Here is an 18006-nt window from a genome sequence, read left to right on the forward strand (position 1 = left end):
CGAACGGCATCTGGGGAATCGGGGGTGCGGGCGGGGTGAATCGCAGAATCTCGGGAAAACCCCGGAATCCACCGGGAATGGGGACTTCTACCGGGACATCCGGTGCGCCGCGAAGGGATGGCTGCGCGATGGCGGGCGCGGCGGCGAGTACTGCGGTGGCGGCGACAACCCCGGCTGTCATGACCTGCCACGAACGACGTGACGGGCGTCGAACAGGTCGAACATCGGCTTCGAAAGCCATGCTGCGGTCCTCCGATCTACGTCGGCAGGCCCGGTACGATCCATCCGATGCCACGGGGAGGTCACCGAGCCTCGAATTGATTCGAAACACCACGGTGTTTGCGGTCCACTGGATCCGGGACTCATGCTCCCGCACTCGACAGAAGTGCGCGCCCCGGACACTCCCGAACCATATAACGAACCAATAACGCAGCGCGGGCGGAAGCGGCCGGTCGTGCACCGGCCGCCTGCGGCGTCCGTCAGGCTTTGACCTGCGCCGACGAGCGAGCCGGATTGGCTTGGCCGGCTGCCTTGGGGTCGCGTTCGTCCTGTTTCGCGCGCACCCCGGCCTCGACCCGGTCGCCGAGGTTCTTGTCGACATTGCGCCAGTATTCGAAGGCGCGTTCCAGCACCGGTGCGGTGACACCGTTCAGCAGGTGCCCGACGATGTTGTCGACCAGCCGCTGGCGCGCCGCGTCGTCGAGCACGTCGCGGACCAAGGTTCCGGCCTGACCCCAATCGTCGTCGTCCCGGTGCAGCGTGTAGGCCGAGCGCACGAGTTCGCCGTCGGTGTGCCAGGTCGCCGGCGGACCCGCGGCCGCGGGATCGGCATGCGGGCCGCCTTTGGAATTCGGCACGTAGACCGGGTCGCCGGGGTTGTGGTGGCGCAGCGCGCCGTCCTTGCTGTACGACCGGACAGTGGTGGCGTGCGGTGTGTTGACCGGCAACTCCTTGTAGTTGACGCCGATGCGGTACCGGTGCGCGTCGGGGTAGGAGAACCAGCGTGCCATCAGCATCTTGTCCGGGCTCGGGCCGGTGCCCGGCACCGAATTGCTCGGCTCGAACGCCGCCTGTTCGATCTCGGTGTGGTAGTCCGCCGGATTGCGGTCGAGGGTCATCTTGCCGACGTCGATCAGCGGATAGTCGCCGTGCGGCCACACCTTGGTGAGATCGAAGGGGTTGAACCGGTAGTCGCGCGCCTCGTCGAACGGCATGATCTGCATCTTCAGCGTCCAGCTCGGGAAATCGCCGCCTTCGATCGATTCCCACAGGTCGCGGGTGTGATAGTCGGTGTCCATCGCCGCCATCTGATCACCTTCGTCCTGGGTGAAGAACTCGATGCCTTGATCGGTTTTGAAGTGGTACTTGACCCAGAAGCGTTCGCCCGAGGCGTTCACCCACATATAGGTGTGGCTGGAGTAACCGTTCATGTGCCGCCACGTGCGCGGGATGCCGCGATCGCCCATCAGCCAGGTCACCTGGTGCGCGGATTCCGGTGACAGCGTCCAGAAGTCCCATTGCATGTCGTGGTCGCGCAGATTGTTGTCGGCGCGGCGCTTCTGGGAACGGATGAAGTCCTGGAACTTCATCGGATCGCGAACGAAGAAGATCGGCGTGTTGTTGGCGACCATGTCGAAGTTGCCCTGCTCGGTATAGAACTTCAGGGCGAACCCGCGCGGATCCCGCCAGGTGTCGGGGCTGCCACGCTCACCGGCGACGGTGGAGAAGCGGGCCAGCATCTCCGTCTTCTTCCCCGGCTGGAACACATCGGCCATGGTGTAGGCGCTCACGTCGTTGGTGACCTCGAAGACGCCGAACGCACCGCCACCCTTCGCGTGCGGCTGGCGTTCGGGCACCCGTTCCCGATTGAACGCCGCCATCTTCTCGATCAGATACCAGTCCTGCAGCAGGATCGGTCCATCCGGTCCGACGGTCAGCGAGTGCTCGTCGCTGGGAACCGGGATACCGGCGTCGTCGGTGGTGTGGTTCGGAACAGACATCTCTCTCCTCTCCTACAAGCCGCGGGCGGAGGGCCGGCGACCGAACCGTCGGGACAAGGGGCGCGAGATCGCGATACCCGGCTGCGATGTGGCTGCGGCGGTTCGGCCGGAAGCTCTCCGATCGGCGTTGCAACCGACCTGCCTGCCGAGGAGCGCGGCCACGACGGGGCCGAATGCCGACCCCATCCCGTCGGTCCTGTCGATCGACTTCCCAGCGCTCCGCTGCTCAAACCGCTGCCGGCCGGGGCGGCTGCGCGCGAGAAGGCGACCGGATCGCCCGCGCCCGCGCCGGAGGATAGGCCGCCACCGATCGGTGCGCGGGAACGCGGCCGTAGTGGTGGCCGCCGAGCGAAATCTCCGCTGAGCGGCGGCCGACGCGACCTGGTTCGCGGACGTTGCCGCCGCGAAACGGCGTGCGATGCGGGCTGACCGGAATTCCGCCGCGCGTTGGGTAGATTCCCCCGCGATGTCCAGACTCCCTACCCCATCCGGTGCGAACGACGTGACCGATGCCGCGCTTCCCGCCTCGATGGTCGGGCGCCGGTATCGCAGCAGCGATTACTACGAAGTCGGGCGCGAGAAGATCCGTGAGTACGCCCGCGCGGTGCGCAACCACCACCCCGCGCATCGGTCGGAGGAGGCGGCGGCCGATCTCGGCTACAACCGTCTGCTCGCTCCCCCGACCTTCGGCGCGGTGCCGGGGTACCTCGCCTACGCCGAAGCGTTCGAGACGATCCTGCCCGGCTACGACCTGAGCCGGACCATCCAGACCGATCAGATGATCGAATTCCACCGCCCGCTCCAGGCGGGCGACCGGATCGACTTCGAGATGTGCCTGGACTCGTTCCGGCACGCGTTCGGCGGCGACCTCATCGGCCTGCGTCAAACCATTCTGGATCAGGACGACCGGCCTGTCGTCACGTCCCGGACCAGTTTGGTCGGGCGAGCCGACGAGGCTCTCCCGACGTGGTTCGACGCGGTCGTGATGCACGGCGCCCGCCCGGAAGCACGGAAGCAGCGCCGCGCATCCCACCCGCGATATGTCGGGGAAGGCAGCGAGCCCGTACGCCGGACGCCGCCCGCACCGGCCGGTCCCCATGTCCGGCCCTTCGGCACCGTGAGCCTCGGGGCGGAGCTGCCGCCGCGCGCCCTCACGGTCACCCGGGGCGATCTGGTCAACTACGCCGGAGTCGCGGGAGATCCGAATCCCATCCATTGGAGCACCGCGGCCGCCGCGCTGATGGGGCTGGAGACCGTCGTCGCGCAGGGCATGTTCACCATCGGGCTCAGTGTGGACTTGCTCACCTCCTGGCTGGGCGATCCCGGCGCGCTGCGCTCCTACAACGTGCGCCTGACCAACCCCGTCCACGTCGGCGTGACCGGCGGACGGATCGAGTTCGCGGGCCGGGTGAAACACCTGGACACGGCCACCCGTACCGCCACCATCGCGATCACCGCCGAGCACGACGGACGCAAGATCTTCGGTCGCGCGACGGCCGAGGTCGTCCTCGCGTGACCGCACGCTCCGTCCGCGCCGCCAGAATCGATGGGTTTGGCCCGGAGCAGCCGGGGCACGTTGGAGGCGGAGCGCGCGCCCGCCGGGGCCGGCGACGCGAACTCGGCACCCGATCGAGCGGGCAACCGGCCCGCTCGCACCCGAAAGGACCGGTATCTGTCGTGGTTGTGCTTCTTGCTGTGATCGGCTCGGCTTCCCTTGCCGTCATCGCGGTTCATGCCACGGTCGTCGCCCGCAGCTTGGCGGAACTCCGTTCCCCGCGCCGCGATGGCGCGGTCCGGGAGGCCGAGCGGGACACGGCGCGGCTCACCGGCACCACGGTCTGATCGCCCGCGCCATCCTTTCGGCAGCTTCGCCATCCGCGCAGGTCGACACGGTCATGTCTCGGTCGGATGTCGGATCGGATACGATCTTGACTGTTTCTCGGTCCAGCAAACGGCCGCGGAGACAGTCGGCGTGCGCTGGTGCCGCCCCATGGTGATCGGAGGCCGGGTTGTCGGTGTTCGCCGACGACGGCAATCGTGCTGTCATTCGTTCTGCCACAATCGGACCCGCGACCGGTGGTGTCCGTGCGGCGTGACGGGACAGACGACGATCCCGAAGTGATCGTGGACGCGGATTGGCCGTGGCAGCAACCTTCCGTGCTGCTGATCGAGGACGATCCGGGGGATGCGTTGCTGGTGGAGGAACTGGTCGTGGACGGCGCGCCCGGGTTGCAGCTGCACTGGGTCCGGTCGCTTGCGGAGGCCGCCGAGCATCTGGCCACCGCCGAGCCCGACTGCGTGCTGCTGGACCTGCATCTGCCCGATGCCCAAGGGCTCGAGGCGGTAGAACGCATCCGCCGGCACACCGACCAGGTCGCGATCGTGGTGATGACCGGTCTGGATCAGGAGCAGACCGGTTTGGCCGCGGTCGCGGCGGGAGCCCAGGACTACCTGGTCAAAGGCCGGGTCGAGCCCGAACTGTTCGGCCGTGCCGTGCGTTATGCGATCCAGCGCAAGCAAGCCGAGCGCACCAGCGCGGCCTTGCAGGCGATCAATATGCGCGCGCAGGAGAACGCGCGGCTGGAACGTGGCCTGCTGCCCACTCCGCTGCTGCGCGGGAAGCGGGTCGTCGACGTGGTGGCGCGCTACCGTCCCGGCCGGGCCCACGCGCTGCTCGGCGGCGATTTCTACGACGTGGTGCAGGACTCGGACGGCACGGTGCACGCCGTCATCGGCGACGTGTCCGGGCACGGTCCGGACGAGGCGGCGACCGGTGTGGCGTTGCGCTTGGCGTGGCGCACGCTGGTGCTGAGCGGGGTGACCGGGGCGCGGCAGCTGCGGTTGCTCGAACAGGTCCTGCTGGCCGAACGCACCGGCAGGCAGACCTTCGCGACGGTGACCAGCCTGATGTTGCATCCGGGCGAGCGCCGTGCTCAGGTGCTGCGGGCCGGGCACCCGGGCATGTTGCAGCGCTCGGCCTCCGGATTGACCTGGGTCGAGGTGCCCGGCGGGCCTGCCCTGGGCTTCCTGCCCGGTCGCGCCGAGTGGCCCGCGCACGATGTGGACCTGCCACTGGGCTCCGGGCTGATGGTGTTCACCGACGGATTGTTCGAGGGCAGGGTCGGGACCGACCAGGAACGTCTCGGCGAGGAAGGACTGATGGAGGTCGCCCGCGCCGTCCGGGCCGCGGATCCCGACTGGTTCGTCGACGAGCTGATCGGCCGCGTCGAGGCACTGGCGGGGGCGTCGGGCGGTTTGGACGACGATGTCGCCATCCTGTATCTGGGATGGCACGGCGACGGGCGAGGACAGGACCAGAACCGATGACGACGAAGACCGAGCGGCCGTCCCTGAGCACGCGACTGACCGCCCAGGCCTGGTTTCAACTGGTGCTCGCCTCGATGGTGCTGGTGGTGATCATCGGCACCGTGGCGGGCGCCCAGGTGATCGCACAGACGAACCGGGGGGCCGATCGGCTGCTCGACAAGTCGTTGCCCGCGGCGGCCGAGGCCTACAAGTTGCAGAGTGCCCTGGTGGACCAAGAGACCGGCCTGCGCGGCTACGGCATCACCGCCGACCCGCAGTTCCTGCAGCCCTACCGGGACGGCACCCGGGACGAGGCGCAGTCGGTCGCCCGCTTGCGGGAACTGCTGGCCGACCGCCAACCGTTGCTCGACGAGCTCGACGCCGTGGAGCAGTCCGCGCAGCGTTGGCGCACCGAGTACGCCGAGCCGCTGGTAGCGGGATTGACATCCGGGGCGACCCGCGGACTCGAGCCGTCCACCCCCACCCGCGGTAAGCCGCTGTTCGACGAGCTCCGGACGCGCTTCGAGGCCCAGAACAACGGTCTGGAGGCGGCCATCGCCCACGACAAAGAGGAGCTCGCGCACGTCCGCACCGTCCGGGACGCCGTGCTGGCCGGAATGGTCATCGCGTTCCTGCTGACCGGCGTGTTGCTGACCGTGTTGGTCCGGCGGTTGATCGCCCGCCCGCTCGGCTCCTTGACGGAAGCGTCGCTGCGGGTTGCGGGCGGCGACTTCGATCATCACATCGACGTGCACGGTCCGGCCGACTTGGCGACCGTCGCGCAGGCGGTGGAGAGCATGCGCCGCCGGATCGTCGCCGAGCTGGAATCCTCGCGCGCCAAGGAAGCCGTACTCGCCGAGCAGAAGACCGATCTCGATTTGCAGGCCGTGGAACTGCGCCGTTCCAACGCCGAGCTGGAGCAGTTCGCCTACGTCGCCTCACATGATCTACAGGAGCCGCTGCGCAAGGTGGCGTCGTTCTGCCAGCTGCTGGAGAAGCGCTACGGCGACAAACTCGACGAGCGCGGCAAGCAGTACATCGACTTCGCCGTCGACGGCGCCAAGCGGATGCAGGTGCTCATCAACGACCTGCTCACCTTCTCCCGCGTGGGCCGCATCACCGACCGCACCGAACCCACCGGCCTCGCCCAGTCCCTGGACAAAGCGCTGACCAATCTCTCCGCTGCCATCGATGACACCGACACCCGGATCCGGCACCCGGAGGAGCTGCCCGAGATCATCGGCGATCCGACGCTGCTGACGATGCTGTGGCAGAACCTGATCGCCAACGCCATCAAGTTCCGTCGGCCCGATCACCCACCGGAGATCGAGATCACCTGCGAGCCGGGTGAGAACGGCGGCGACTGGCTGCTGTCGGTCTCCGACAACGGCATCGGGATCGCACCCGAATTCGCCGAGAAGGTGTTCGTCATCTTCCAGCGGCTGCACAATCGTGAGGAGTACAGCGGAACCGGCATCGGGCTGGCTGTGTGCAAGAAGATCGTGGAGTATCACGGCGGCCGGATCTGGATCGATACCGATTACACCGCGGGCACCCGCTTCTGCTTCACGCTGCGGACCGCCGACATTCCCGCCCCCGAAGGAGCCACCGTATGACCTCCCCCGGCCAGCCGATCGACATCCTGCTCGTCGAGGACGATCCCGGCGACGAGCTGATGACGCGAGAGGCCTTCGAGGACAACAAGATCGGTAACACCCTGCATGTCGCCAGGGACGGCGAGGAGGCGCTCGAGTTCCTCTACCGCCAGGGCCGGTACCCGGACGCGCCGCGGCCGGACCTGATCCTGCTCGATCTGAACCTGCCCAAGTACGACGGCAGGCAGGTGCTGGAGAAGATCAAAGCCGACCCCGATCTGGCGCATATTCCGGTGGTCGTGCTGACCACCTCCGCGGCCGAGGAGGACATTCTGCGCAGCTACCGGCTGCACGCGAACGCGTACGTCACCAAGCCGGTCGACCTCGATCAGTTCGTGGCCGCCATCAAGCAGATCGATGATTTCTTCGTCCAGGTCGTCCGGCTGCCGCGCCAAAACTTGTAGCGGCGTCCCCTCGCGAAACCGCGTCGGCTCTGCCGGGCTGTGGCACAGCGTTTTACGGATGCCACGCGATGGCCGGGGGCCGGAACTTCCCGGCCGCCACCCGGGATGAATGGGGAATGATCAACTGGGTATAGCCTCGGGGAGCATGGCACACGTACGGCGAACACGGCCGCCGAGCCCGATGACGGTCCACGTGCTCGGCGTGACGGGTACAGCGCACCGATCCCCGACAGGGAGGTAACGAGGTGACGGCGCATCGACGCCCTTGGCACGGCACGACGACGGGACGACCGGACCGCGACAGACGCACTCCGATCCCGGCGGCTGGTGCGCGCTCGTGAGCGCGGGCGAGCAGGTCCCGCTACCCAACGCCGTGACGCCCCTGGAGTTGGATTTCGCTGCCGAGGCGGTGCACTTGGCGACCGTCCGGCACACTCTCCAGGAATGGCTCAGCAAGTGCGGGATGGCGGCCGCTCCGGCCTACGACGTGCTGCTGGCCGTCGGTGAAGCGTGTACCAACGCCGTCGAACACGGCCATCACGGCGACGGAGGCGTGGTGCGCTTGCGCGCATCGATCGAGGGCGACGAACTCCGGGTGACCATCGCCGACAGCGGCCGATGGAAACAACCCGATCCCCAGGCGGATCCGCTGCGCGGGCGCGGCATGCCGCTGATCCGCGCGCTCATTCCGGACGTCAGCGTGACCACCGGCGATTCCGGCACGGTGGTCGATCTGCGCACCCACTTCTCGGAATAGCTTCCGTATCTATGCCCGGCCGGGCGCGTTGTCCTGCGCGTCCCGCAACCGGACGTTGTCGGCGTGCAGCCGGTCGTTGTCCGCGTGCAGGTCGGCGTTCGCGTCCTCGAGGTCGAGAATGCGGCGGATGCCCGCCAGGTTCACGCCCGTGGCGACCAAGTCGGTGATCCGCCGCAACCGGGCGAGGTCGTTACCGCTGTAGCGGCGGGTGCCCCCGTCGCTGCGCGCGGGAGTCAGCAACCCGTGACGCTCGTAGAGCCTGAGCGTCTGCACGCCGATTCCGGCCAGGCCGGCAGCGACCGAGATCCCGTACACCGCTTGGCCCGGATCCGGCAGATGCCCCGAGTCGCCCCTCTCCCGCGTCATCCATCCTCACTTCGAGTTGCCCAACAGATTTCCTAGTTTAGCGCCTTGCGCTCAACTTCTCGCGATGCTATAAAAAATCTATGTCAGGTAACAGAGGTTATCTGACCCCTACTACGGAGAATGGAGTGAGTGGAGGTGGCGACCATGCTGATGCGCACCGATCCGTTTCGCGATCTGGACCGTCTGACGCAGCAGGTGTTCGGCACGAAGGCGCATCCAGCGGTGATGCCGATGGATGCCTGGCGCGCGGGCGAGGAGTTCGTCGTCGAGTTCGACCTGCCCGGCATCGACCCCGAATCCCTGGACCTGGATATCGAGCGCAATGTGGTGACGGTGCGCGCCCGCCGTCCCGAACTCGACTCGGGCCGTGAGATGATCGCCGCTGAACGTGCCCGCGGCGTGTTCAGCCGTCAACTGTTCCTGGGCGAGAACCTCGACACCGACAAGATTCGCGCCGATTACACCGACGGCGTACTGCGGCTGACGATTCCGGTCGCGGAGAAGGCCAAGCCGCGCAAGATCGAGATCGGCCGCGGCAACGGGCACAAGGCGATCGACGCCTGAGCCGGCCGCGGAGAAGCGGGCCCGGGACCCCGGGCCCGCACCCGGCCGGGAACGCGAAAGGCGTTACCGCACAGAGGTTATCCTTGCGAACGGAACACCTGATGGAGCACCCGATCATGACATCGACCGAACGGCACGTCCCGCCGCTCGCGACGGCCGCGTCCGGAACCGAGGTTTCCCCCGAAGCCGCGGTCGTCTGGCCCGACCCCAGCCCGCTGGACGCCTGGTGGCAGCGAATCATGCACGCCGATCCGTGGCCCGACGCCGCGTGACCCGGACCATCCGTTCGTGACCGGCCTGCCCCACCACCGGACCGCGGCGGATTTCTGGCGCCGCGGCACGGTGGTCTGGTTCAACATCGAGAAGGGTTTCGGATTCCTTCAGCCCGCGGACGATCCCACGCAGGTCTTCGTCGAGTACACCAGCATCGAGACGACCGGATACAAGTCGTTGTACGCAGGCCAGCCCGTCCTCTTCACCGCCACCATGCGCAAGCGCGGCCCCGAAGCCACGGCGGTGCGTCCGCTGCTTCCGGACGCTCGGCCGCGGTCTCGATGATCGGCACCATCATGACGCTGCCCGCAGCGGCGCGACGACCGCGTGGTTCGCGCGACACTCGCGCGGCCACACCGGGACAGTGATATAACCGGACATACGTGTCCGGAGACGTCATGGGCCGGAGCGCAAGTCGCAAGCTCGTCGGAGGTGGTCGCGTGACTTCGGACCCGCCGCGCCTCGAGCCGGTTCCGCCGCACCGGAGATCCGGAACTCCCGCCGGTATGGAGTTCGGGATCTACGTTCCGCAGATCGTCCCGGAGTACGAGACGCTGCTGGGCCTCGCGCGAACCACCGAGCGAACGGGCTTCGACTCGCTGTGGTTGTTCGACCACCTCTACGCGCCCGGGCTCCCCGACCATCCGGCGCTCGAGGCGTGGACAACCGCCACCGCGCTGCTCGCCGACACCACGACTCTGCGGGTCGGCGCCTTGGTGCTGTGCAACAACTTCCGGCACCCGGTGCTGCTCGCCCGCATGGCCACCACCCTCGACCTGATCTCCGGAGGGCGGCTCGAGTTCGGCCTCGGCAGCGGTTCGGTGCGCGAGGAGCACCGGCAGGCGGGCCTGCCCTGGGGGTCGGCCTCGGACCGAGCCGAGCGGCTCGGCGAAGCGCTCGAGATCATCACCCGGATGTTCGCCTCCGAACGCACGTCGTTCCAGGGCCGGCACTACCAGGTGACCGAGATGCCCAATCGGCCGCGACCGGTCCAGCAGCCGCGACCCCCGATCCACATCGGAGGCGCGGGGCCGAAGTACACCATGCCCCTGGTCGCTCGTTACGCCGACGTCTGGAACGTGCCCACCTACGGACTGCGCGATTGGCCCGCGCTCACCGGCGTGCTGGAGAAGGAATGCGCACGGATCGAGCGGGACCCGGACTTGATCCGCCGATCGCACCAGGCCGTCTTGGCGGTGGCCGCGCACGAGCGCGATCTCCCCGAATTGCGGGCGCGCGTCGGCCGCCGCTTCGCCGCCGCGGCGTTCGGCGTCGACGACGGTTACATCGGGACGCCCACCATGCTGGTGGATCGACTGGGCGAACGAGCCCAGCAGGGCATCTCCTCGTTCGTGTTCATGGTCGGGGCGAAACACGCCGCGGCGACGATGGAACTCTTCGCGGCCGAGGTCATGCCCCGGCTGTGAGCCGGACACCCGCGGCGAAAAATAGGTATACCCCCGGCCGATCGGCCGTCGTGCGGTGAACCACGCCTACGAGAGACTGACCTGGTCGGTGACATCAGCACGATGATTTCGAGGCTCTATGTACCAGCGCGATCCGAAGCACACCGGAAACGTCGGTGACTGCCCCTCCGCTCGACGAGAGGCAACGCTGATGATCCGGCGTTGCGAATGCTGCGGCCATCTGCTGGCGCCCCTGTTCGACGCGTGTTCGTCCTGCCGATCCGCTGATCTGGCCTGGGTTCCGTGCTCCGGCACCGGATCGGTCGTGTCGTGGCGGGTGGTGCAGTGCGCCGCGAATCCACGCGCCGAGGTCGAGCGCTGCACGATCGCCATCGTGGAACTCGATGAAGGTCCGTGGTTGTACACGACGATCCATGGCGAACTGCCGTCCTCTTCCACCGGGCCGGTCCGTGTGCGGTTCCGGGCACGTTCCCGCGGGGACAGATTCCCGGTGTTCGCGGTCAACCGTGAGGCACGGGCCTCGGACGCCAGCCAGCAACCGGCATAACTCCGCTTCTGCCCCGCGCTCCCTCGGCTGGGCCGAGCCGTATGCCGCCATCGCCTCCGGCGACACCCTCGATGATGGGCACCCGGGCGTGCTACGTTTGAGATCGACATTCTCTGATAGGAGAATTAGATTATTCACGGTCCGAGGCCTCGCGAGCTCGAGCCGTGGCGCCGAGCAGGAGGAAGCCGTGGCGAGCGTCCTGAGCAGCCTGGAAGAACGTGGCCGCATTCTGCGGGAACTGGGGTTCGTGACCCGCCGGGTCGGCGACGAACTGCACGGTCGCGCCGAGATCACGCCCGAGATGCACGTACCGGGCACCGCCGTGCTGCGCACGTCCATCCTCGCGACCTGGGCCGACACCGTTTCCGGCCTGCTGGCCTCCCTGGCGATGGGCCCGCGGGTACCGGTCACGCTGGAACTCGACGTCAACCTGTACCGTCCCGCCCCCGGTACGGGCGAGGTCAGGGCCGTCGGACGAACGGTGAAAGCGGGTCGCTCGGTCTTCGTGGCGGAGTTCGAATTCAGCGTCGATGCCGAGCCGATCGCCCTCGGGGCCGCTTCCTTCATGGTGGCGCCCGATCCGGACGTCCAGTTGCCGCCGCGGCTGAGCGTCGAACTGCCGCCCACCGCGGAGCGGCTGCCGATGCCGTTGGCCGAGCGCGCCGGCTGCCTGCGGGTCGCCCCCGGAACGGTGGTGCTGCCGCGGTCGGCCGAGGGGCTCAATGCCTCCGACACCATCAACGGTGGTCTGCTCGCTTTGGCCGCGGAGGAGGCGGTGCTCTCGCTGGCCCCCGGCGACAGCCTCGGTTTCCTCGGCCTGCGCTACGTGCTCGGCGCCCGGGTGGGCCCGGTGGTCGCCGACGCGCGGTTGCACGAGGGACTGGGCCGGGTCGAAGTGCGCGACACCGGCAACGACAATCGGCTCACCACGCTGGTAACCGCCCGCATTTTCGGCAGGTGAACGGCCTCAGCCCTGCGGTACCACGCCGCGAGGCAGGATGAGCGCCAAGTCGTTGTAGGTCACGATGCCCGGTGCGGCGGCGACAACGGCGGGAACGGCGTTGATGACCGGCATGGCGGTCATGATGTGCCCGAGGGTCATGAAATCGGCGATCGTCTCGGCCTGGAAATCCGGGGGCGGCAGAAAGCTGACGACGTTCCGCACCGTCGGACGGCCGTCGACGCGCAGCACCCACCCGTCCTGCTCGATCCGCCAATCGGGCTCGAGCGTCTGCCCCTTGCGCCAGCGGACGTTGATCTCGACGAGGGTCCGGTCGCCCGCTCGCCCTTTCCAGCTCGCGTAGACGCCGGCGACACAGCCCGCCGGAATGGTCCACGACCCCAGATCGAGATCGGCGGTGGTCTGCGCGTACTGCGCGTCACAGCGCACTTCGTCGAGTTCGACACCGAGAGCGTCGCCGATCAGTCGCACGGCCTCACCGAACACGCCGGTGCCGTGGGCGGTCATCGCGGGCAGGGCGGGATCGTCGATCGGCCTGCCGAACCCCACCGGCTTCTCGGTTTCCGGCGAGTCGTAGAACGTGGTGTCGGCGGCCTCGTCGATGGTCACCTTGTCGACCCGGTCGCAGATGCCCGCGGCCACCACTGCCAGCAGATTGATGTACCCCGGGCTGATGCCGGACCCGAACATGGTGGAACCGCCGCGGCGGCATGCCTCGGCGATCCGGTCGCGGCCGTCTCCCTGGTTGTGGCCGGTGATGAACGAAGCGGTCGCGACGACATCGACCCCCGCCGACAGGATGCGGACCAGTTCGTCCACGTCGATCCACATGGGGTTGTAGACCACGCAATCCGGCTTCAGCGCCAGCAGAGCCTCGATGTCGTCGGTGGCCGTGACCCCCAAGGGCTCGATACCGCACAACTCGCCGGCATCGCGCCCCACCTTGTCCGGCGACCAGGCGTAGCAGCCGACGAGTTCGAACAGCGGATTGGCCGCGATGGCCCGCACCGAACTCTTACCGACATTCCCCGTGGTCCATTGAACGACCCTGTACGCAGGTGTGTTTGACACGCGCTCAGCATAGAAGCCGACAGCACCATTTCGAAGTGGAATTCTCATTTTCGAGAACTTTGCTCTCATGCTGCGCTGGGCACCGGCCCCGTGGCGCGCTCAGGCCCGGGCGGGCACTCCCAGGACCGCCGGAGTCGCCACACCGACGCAGACCTGTACCCGGTCCTGATAGAAGGCGACGTGCCCGTGTAGGCGCGCCACTTGACGGATCGGGTCGTCGTAACCCCAGCACACGGCGGTGTCGCCGTCGCCGTCGAAACGCCAGTAGGTCGCCTGCCCTTTGAACGGGCATCGGCTGCTGCGCGCGTCGTCGCGCCGGAGCGCGACCCGCACGTCCTCGCGGGGGAAATAGAACACCAGACCGTGGTCCTGCTCGTCGACGAGCAGCGGCCGCGTCGTCTCGGCGACGAGCCGGTCGCCGAGCCGGGCCGTGACGAGGTTGCGGCGGCGGTGGATGTCGACGCGATAGTCGGGTCTGGCCGCGAAACCGGAGTGCTCGACCTCCGCGGCGGTCCGCTGTTCGTCCATTCGAGGATTCCTTTCCGAAGCCCGACCGGTCACAGCCGCGCGGCCGCCGGGATCGCGGCGTGTTCCCGGCGCAGCGGGCGGATCATCGCCTCCTGCGTGAACGAGGCGATCAAGCGACCGTCCTCGGTGTGCACCTGGCCGCGGACATACGACATGCCCCCGCCCACCTGCGTGCTCTCGTGGGAGTACAGCAGCCAGCCGTCCCACCCGGTCGGCTCGTGGAAACTCACCGTCACGGTCATGACCGCCGTCGAGATGGTGTGGTGCGCCTGGCTGGTGCCGACACCCGCGTGCGCGCGCATGGTCGCCGAGACCGAGAGGTGACCGGTGAAGTGGGCGAGCAGGGCCTTGGCGAGGTCGTCGCGGACCGGAATCGGTTCGTAGCGCAGCCAGGCGGACAACTCGGGCGGGCCGACCTCCGCGGGGTCGTTCACATCGGCGACGCCGACGATCCGCAGCTCGCGGCCCGCCATCGGCATCTCGGCCACGATCGCCTCCTCCGGCCCGGCGACTCGCGGGCGTGGCGCGTGATGCCGGATGACGTCGGCTGCCGGTGTGTCGGCCAGGACGGCGACCGATGCGCAGCGGCGACCGTTCTGCCGCACCGCCACCACCGCCGCGGCCATCGAACGTCCCTCGTGGGTCACGTCGACCACGAACTCGAGGGGCTCGTCCGGATCGACGACACGGGTGAAGATGGCGTGCGCCGACCGGATCGATCTGCCGGGCAACCGTTTCGCGACCGCGACGAGGGATTGCGCGAGGAGCTGGGTGCCGTCGACCACCTTGCGCGATCCGCCGTCACTGGCGCCGGTGAAGGTGTTCACGCCGACGGGAACGACATCGAAGATCTCGAGCATCCGCGTCACCGAGGACTCGCCGGGCGCGGCCGTGTCCTCGATGGCGTTGGGCGCGTCTTCCCCCGGGCCGCCCCCGGGCCGGTCATGGCTCACTTGGTTCCTTCTTCTCGGTGCCGGGTCCGCGGTGACCTGCTGCGGCGCGGCGGACCCGCGGTCACGCGGCGCAGCGCCTGCGCGTACTCCCCCGGGCCGGGATGAAAGCCTTCCAGCCACCAGGTCGCCCCCGCCGCCGCGATGGCTTCGACCGTGGCACAGGCCGCCTCAGGGCGGTCGGCGGGCGTCCGGCCGGTGATGACGACGTCGAACGCGGACCCGTCCGTGCGATGTTCGGCGACCGCGCCGACCAGTTCGGTGACGATCCGCGGCGTCGGTCCGAACGACCCGTCGGAACCGATGATCATCGGGGCGACACCGTCCCAGCGGGCGGCACGCCGCAGCGGAGAGCGATTGGGCCAGTTGCCGCCGATCCAGATCGGCGGGCGAGGTCGTTGCACCGGGGTCGGCAGAAACGTCACGCCATCGGCCGACAGGTGGGTGCCGTGGAAGTCGACCTCCACACCGGACCACAGCGCGGTGAGCAGAGCCAGCCCCTCGTCCAACCGCTCGGCGACCGCACGTGGCTCGGCCGGTTCGCCCCAGGTGCCGTACTCGGCCGCGAGAGTGAAGCCGAGTCCGGCGCCGAGTACCAGGCGGCCGCGGGAGAGCCGGTCCAGCGAGGCCGTCTGCCGTGCCAGCGTGCCGGGGCGGCGGCGCGCGACCGGCGTCACCAACGGGCCGAGACGGATGCGCTCGGTCGAACTCGCGATCAGCGTGAGCAGCACCCAGGGATCGGCGACTTCGACAGCGCCGTAGGGAAATACGACGTGGTCCCAGACGAAGAAGCCGTCCCACCCGGCCTCCTCCGCGCATCGAGCCAGGTCGGCGACCTGACGCGGTTCGGCGAAGTCGCCGAGGCAGGGCACACAGAGGCCGTACCGCAAACCGTTCTCACCCCCGGGCGTAGCCGTGCGACGCGCAGCCGCCTTTCACTTGAGCATGCTGCCCGCGTCGATCGGCAACGGAACACCGGTGACGAAACGAGACTCGTCCGAAGCGAGGTAGAGCACCGCGTTGCTGATGTCGACCGGCTCCACCCACGGGATCGGCAAAGTGTGGAACATCCGGCAGATCGGCTCGAGATCGGCGGGGCCCGGGTTCTCCAGATCGGGGCGGAACAGCTTGTAGGTGCCCTCGTTCATCACCATCGGCGTGTTCACGTGCGTCGGATGCACCGAGTTGACCCGGATCGAGTGGTGGCCGAGTTCCACGGCGAAGGTTCGCATGAGCCCGACGACGCCGTGCTTCGCGGCGACGTAGTGACCCACGTTCGGGTACGCCTTGAGGCCGCCCACGGAGCTGGTGAGCACGATCGAGCCGCCACGGCCGCCCGCGATCAGGTGCGGCGCACCGGCTTTCACGGTCTTCCACACGCCGCCCAGGTTGACGTCGATCATGTCGTCCCACAGGTTCTCGTCGAGGTCGAGCAGTTGCCCGCCCTCGTTGCCGATACCCGCGTTCGCCACGATGACGTCCAGCCGGCCGAGCTGCTCGACGCCGCTGTCGACGGCGGTCTTCAGCGCGGCGAAGTCGCGCACGTCCACCTCGGCGGTGAACACCCGCCTGCCTTCGGCTTTGACCAGATCGGCGGTGGTCGCCAGATCCTCGGCGGTGGACATCGGGAAGGGCACGTTGTCGAGCTGCTTGCACACGTCGACGGCGATGATGTCGGCGCCTTCCTGCGCCAGCCGCACCGCGTGGCTGCGGCCTTGGCCGCGCGCGGCACCGGTGATGAACGCGACCTTTCCTTCGACCCGTCCGGTCATGGTTACCTCTATTCGTTGTTCCGCCGAGAGGGCTGGTTCGTGAGATCGCCCGAAAGCGGGGAGTTACCCCTGCTCAGGAGTTGGGCGTGAAGGTGATGTGGAGGTCGGTGAGCCCGCGCAGGATGTAGGTGGGCTCGTAGCTGTAGCGCCGCTCCTCCGCGGGGCCATGGCGTTGCTCGTCGATGGTGATGTCCAGCATCCGGTCCAGGATGCGTTCGATCGACACGCGCCCTTCGACCCGAGCCAGCGGGCCGCCCGGGCAGGAGTGCACCCCACGCCCGAAGGCCATGTGTTCGCGGAAATTCGGCCGGTCCAAACGGAATTCGTGCGGACTCTCGAATCGCCGCGGGTCCCGGTTGGCCGCGCCGGGGCAGAACATCACCGTCGAACCCACCGGGATGTCGATATCGCCGATGGTCGTCGCGCGCTTCGCCAGGCGGAAACCGCTCTTGACCGGCGAATCCATCCGCAGCGACTCCTCGATGAACACCGGAATCAGGCTGCGATCCGCGCGCAGCCGCTCCTGCACCTCGGGATGATCGCCCAGCACCCGCAGTGACGCGCCCAGCAACTTCGCGGTGGTCTCCTGCCCGGCGGCGAACAAGAAGGTCGCCGAGCGCACCACGTCGATGACCTCGGGTGTGGAGCCGTCCGGGTACTTCGCCAGCGCCAGCGAGGTCAGGACGTCGTCGCGCGGCTCGCGCCGCCGATCGCTGATGTACGAACCGAATTTCTCGTCCAGCCACTCCAGCGGATTGCTCGACACGACCTCTTTGTCCAGCGCGCCGACCCGCGACCCCGGACGCTCGGCGCCCAAGGCGATGCGGAAGTCCTCGTGGTCCTCCTCCGGCACGCCCAGCATGTCGGCCACGACCAGCAACGAGAACGGCTTGGCGTATTCGGCGAGGAATTCACACCGCCCGCGCTCCAGGAATTCGTCGAGCTGGCGGTCGGCCAACCGCCACATGAAGTCCTCGTTCTCCTTCAGCCGCGCCGGCGTCAGCAACCGGTTCAGCAACGACCGCGCGTAGGTGTGCTGCGGCGGATCCATCGTCACCATGTGCTCGAACATCGGCAACTGGCTGCGGTGCTGTTCGAGCAACTCGGTGAGGTCGTCGCCCTGGACTTCGAACGGCAACGGCGGGAACGGACCTCCCACGGCGATCGCGGAGGAGAAGACCTCCGAGTTCTTCAGCACCTCCGTCGACTCCTCGTATCCGGTCACCGCGTACACCCCGTACCGCGATTCCCGCGTCACCGGGCACTTGGCCCGCAGGTGATCGAAGTACGGATGCGGATCCGGTACGACGGCCGGATCGGTGAAGTAGTCGACCGAATCGAAGTCAGTCATCGAGAGCACTCCTGGGTGATAGAAGCTACTTAGCGAAAGGATAACATTATTCTCTTCCAGAGCGAAGATCATTC

The 18006-nt window shown here is 68.1% G+C and carries 21 protein-coding genes; 12 read left to right on the forward strand and 9 right to left on the reverse strand.

The annotated features are described in order from the left end of the window. Window positions 1-479 precede the first annotated feature (479 nt). Window positions 480-2000 carry a catalase gene (locus ABZ803_RS01480; RefSeq protein WP_357031258.1) on the reverse strand — a complete coding sequence of 507 codons (1521 nt, stop codon included), beginning with the start codon at window positions 1998-2000 and terminating at the stop codon, window positions 480-482. A gap of 466 nt (window positions 2001-2466) precedes the next feature. Here ABZ803_RS01480 and ABZ803_RS01485 point away from each other — a divergent pair, with 466 nt between their 5' ends. The 6 genes from ABZ803_RS01485 to ABZ803_RS01510 all read left to right on the forward strand — a co-directional run bounded on the left by ABZ803_RS01485 (window position 2467) and on the right by ABZ803_RS01510 (window position 8122). Further along, window positions 2467-3516, forward strand: coding sequence for a fused (3R)-hydroxyacyl-ACP dehydratase subunits HadA/HadB (locus ABZ803_RS01485; RefSeq protein WP_357031261.1), 1050 nt, complete (start codon window positions 2467-2469; stop codon window positions 3514-3516). A gap of 161 nt (window positions 3517-3677) precedes the next feature. Continuing rightward, complete coding sequence (locus ABZ803_RS01490) at window positions 3678-3842, forward strand: hypothetical protein (protein ID WP_157113828.1); 165 nt, start codon at window positions 3678-3680, stop codon at window positions 3840-3842. Window positions 3843-4118: 276 nt separating this feature from the next. Further along, a complete protein-coding gene (locus ABZ803_RS01495; protein WP_357032609.1) occupies window positions 4119-5327 on the forward strand; it encodes a fused response regulator/phosphatase in 1209 nt (402 codons plus the stop codon). After that, the gene (locus ABZ803_RS01500) at window positions 5324-6922 is read left to right on the forward strand and encodes a CHASE3 domain-containing protein (RefSeq protein WP_357031264.1); all 1599 of its coding nucleotides are present in this window, start codon (window positions 5324-5326) and stop codon (window positions 6920-6922) included. Before ABZ803_RS01495 ends, ABZ803_RS01500 begins: the two co-directional genes overlap by 4 nt. Continuing rightward, window positions 6919-7365 carry a response regulator gene (locus tag ABZ803_RS01505; protein ID WP_040872046.1) on the forward strand — a complete coding sequence of 149 codons (447 nt, stop codon included), beginning with the start codon at window positions 6919-6921 and terminating at the stop codon, window positions 7363-7365. Before ABZ803_RS01500 ends, ABZ803_RS01505 begins: the two co-directional genes overlap by 4 nt. A 265-nt stretch (window positions 7366-7630) precedes the next feature. Then, the gene (locus tag ABZ803_RS01510) at window positions 7631-8122 is read left to right on the forward strand and encodes an ATP-binding protein (protein WP_357031267.1); all 492 of its coding nucleotides are present in this window, start codon (window positions 7631-7633) and stop codon (window positions 8120-8122) included. Window positions 8123-8131: 9 nt separating this feature from the next. Here the strand turns inward: ABZ803_RS01510 and ABZ803_RS01515 are convergent, their stop codons facing one another. Continuing rightward, window positions 8132-8488: a MerR family transcriptional regulator gene (locus tag ABZ803_RS01515; protein ID WP_040872048.1), complete on the reverse strand. Its 357-nt coding sequence runs from the start codon at window positions 8486-8488 to the stop codon at window positions 8132-8134. Window positions 8489-8632: 144 nt separating this feature from the next. Here ABZ803_RS01515 and ABZ803_RS01520 point away from each other — a divergent pair, with 144 nt between their 5' ends. The 4 genes from ABZ803_RS01520 (at window position 8633) to ABZ803_RS01535 (ending at window position 10752) form a co-directional block, all read left to right on the forward strand. Next, on the forward strand, window positions 8633-9052 hold the full coding sequence (locus tag ABZ803_RS01520; RefSeq protein WP_040872081.1) for an HSP20 family small heat-shock protein: 420 nt from the start codon (window positions 8633-8635) through the stop codon (window positions 9050-9052). A 116-nt stretch (window positions 9053-9168) separates the two neighbouring features. After that, on the forward strand, window positions 9169-9324 hold the full coding sequence (locus ABZ803_RS01525) for a hypothetical protein (RefSeq protein WP_357031270.1): 156 nt from the start codon (window positions 9169-9171) through the stop codon (window positions 9322-9324). A gap of 16 nt (window positions 9325-9340) precedes the next feature. Beyond that, window positions 9341-9610, forward strand: coding sequence for a cold shock domain-containing protein (locus tag ABZ803_RS01530; protein ID WP_281032586.1), 270 nt, complete (start codon window positions 9341-9343; stop codon window positions 9608-9610). 155 nt (window positions 9611-9765) lie between these two features. Further along, window positions 9766-10752 (forward strand): LLM class flavin-dependent oxidoreductase, encoded by a 987-nt coding sequence (locus ABZ803_RS01535; RefSeq protein ID WP_357031273.1) that lies wholly within the window; start codon window positions 9766-9768, stop codon window positions 10750-10752. A 66-nt stretch (window positions 10753-10818) separates the two neighbouring features. Here ABZ803_RS01535 and ABZ803_RS01540 read toward each other — a convergent pair whose 3' ends face one another. Continuing rightward, entirely contained in the window at window positions 10819-11124 is a 306-nt protein-coding gene (locus tag ABZ803_RS01540; protein ID WP_357032713.1) for a hypothetical protein, read from the reverse strand. Here ABZ803_RS01540 and ABZ803_RS01545 point away from each other — a divergent pair. Beyond that, window positions 11072-11299, forward strand: coding sequence for a hypothetical protein (locus tag ABZ803_RS01545; protein ID WP_357032612.1), 228 nt, complete (start codon window positions 11072-11074; stop codon window positions 11297-11299). The genes ABZ803_RS01540 and ABZ803_RS01545 overlap by 53 nt on opposite strands. Window positions 11300-11486: 187 nt before the next feature. Continuing rightward, window positions 11487-12260 (forward strand): hotdog domain-containing protein, encoded by a 774-nt coding sequence (locus tag ABZ803_RS01550; protein ID WP_357031276.1) that lies wholly within the window; start codon window positions 11487-11489, stop codon window positions 12258-12260. A gap of 6 nt (window positions 12261-12266) precedes the next feature. On the opposite strand, the gene ABZ803_RS01555 is transcribed toward ABZ803_RS01550, so the two are convergent. The 6 genes from ABZ803_RS01555 to ABZ803_RS01580 form a co-directional block, all read right to left on the reverse strand. Then, window positions 12267-13331: a dihydrodipicolinate reductase gene (locus tag ABZ803_RS01555; protein ID WP_357031279.1), complete on the reverse strand. Its 1065-nt coding sequence runs from the start codon at window positions 13329-13331 to the stop codon at window positions 12267-12269. A gap of 99 nt (window positions 13332-13430) precedes the next feature. Further along, the gene (locus ABZ803_RS01560; protein ID WP_357031282.1) at window positions 13431-13859 is read right to left on the reverse strand and encodes a DUF427 domain-containing protein; all 429 of its coding nucleotides are present in this window, start codon (window positions 13857-13859) and stop codon (window positions 13431-13433) included. Window positions 13860-13888: 29 nt separating this feature from the next. Beyond that, entirely contained in the window at window positions 13889-14719 is an 831-nt protein-coding gene (locus tag ABZ803_RS01565; protein ID WP_357032616.1) for an acyl-CoA thioesterase domain-containing protein, read from the reverse strand. Between the two features lie 89 nt (window positions 14720-14808). Continuing rightward, window positions 14809-15681: an LLM class flavin-dependent oxidoreductase gene (locus ABZ803_RS01570; protein ID WP_357031285.1), complete on the reverse strand. Its 873-nt coding sequence runs from the start codon at window positions 15679-15681 to the stop codon at window positions 14809-14811. A gap of 63 nt (window positions 15682-15744) precedes the next feature. Next, window positions 15745-16581, reverse strand: coding sequence for a mycofactocin-coupled SDR family oxidoreductase (locus tag ABZ803_RS01575; protein WP_357031288.1), 837 nt, complete (start codon window positions 16579-16581; stop codon window positions 15745-15747). Window positions 16582-16654: 73 nt separating this feature from the next. Further along, on the reverse strand, window positions 16655-17932 hold the full coding sequence (locus ABZ803_RS01580; protein ID WP_357031291.1) for a cytochrome P450: 1278 nt from the start codon (window positions 17930-17932) through the stop codon (window positions 16655-16657). Between the last annotated feature and the right edge of the window lie 74 nt (window positions 17933-18006).

This window comes from Nocardia sp. NPDC047648 (assembly GCF_040642815.1).
GTDB classification, from domain to species: domain Bacteria; phylum Actinomycetota; class Actinomycetes; order Mycobacteriales; family Mycobacteriaceae; genus Nocardia; species Nocardia gamkensis.

Bases quoted from the DNA above. Each gene is read 5' to 3' on its own strand.
- ABZ803_RS01480 (WP_357031258.1), bottom strand. From the start codon at position 2,000: ATGTCTGTTCCGAACCACACCACCGACGACGCCGGTATCCCGGTTCCC.
- ABZ803_RS01485 (WP_357031261.1), top strand. From the start codon at position 2,467: ATGTCCAGACTCCCTACCCCATCCGGTGCGAACGACGTGACCGATGCC.
- ABZ803_RS01500 (WP_357031264.1), top strand. From the start codon at position 5,324: ATGACGACGAAGACCGAGCGGCCGTCCCTGAGCACGCGACTGACCGCC.
- ABZ803_RS01505 (WP_040872046.1), top strand. From the start codon at position 6,919: ATGACCTCCCCCGGCCAGCCGATCGACATCCTGCTCGTCGAGGACGAT.
- ABZ803_RS01515 (WP_040872048.1), bottom strand. From the start codon at position 8,488: ATGACGCGGGAGAGGGGCGACTCGGGGCATCTGCCGGATCCGGGCCAA.
- ABZ803_RS01520 (WP_040872081.1), top strand. From the start codon at position 8,633: ATGCTGATGCGCACCGATCCGTTTCGCGATCTGGACCGTCTGACGCAG.
- ABZ803_RS01525 (WP_357031270.1), top strand. From the start codon at position 9,169: ATGACATCGACCGAACGGCACGTCCCGCCGCTCGCGACGGCCGCGTCC.
- ABZ803_RS01540 (WP_357032713.1), bottom strand. From the start codon at position 11,124: ATGGCGATCGTGCAGCGCTCGACCTCGGCGCGTGGATTCGCGGCGCAC.
- ABZ803_RS01560 (WP_357031282.1), bottom strand. From the start codon at position 13,859: ATGGACGAACAGCGGACCGCCGCGGAGGTCGAGCACTCCGGTTTCGCG.
- ABZ803_RS01565 (WP_357032616.1), bottom strand. From the start codon at position 14,719: ATGCTCGAGATCTTCGATGTCGTTCCCGTCGGCGTGAACACCTTCACC.
- ABZ803_RS01575 (WP_357031288.1), bottom strand. From the start codon at position 16,581: ATGACCGGACGGGTCGAAGGAAAGGTCGCGTTCATCACCGGTGCCGCG.
- ABZ803_RS01580 (WP_357031291.1), bottom strand. From the start codon at position 17,932: ATGACTGACTTCGATTCGGTCGACTACTTCACCGATCCGGCCGTCGTA.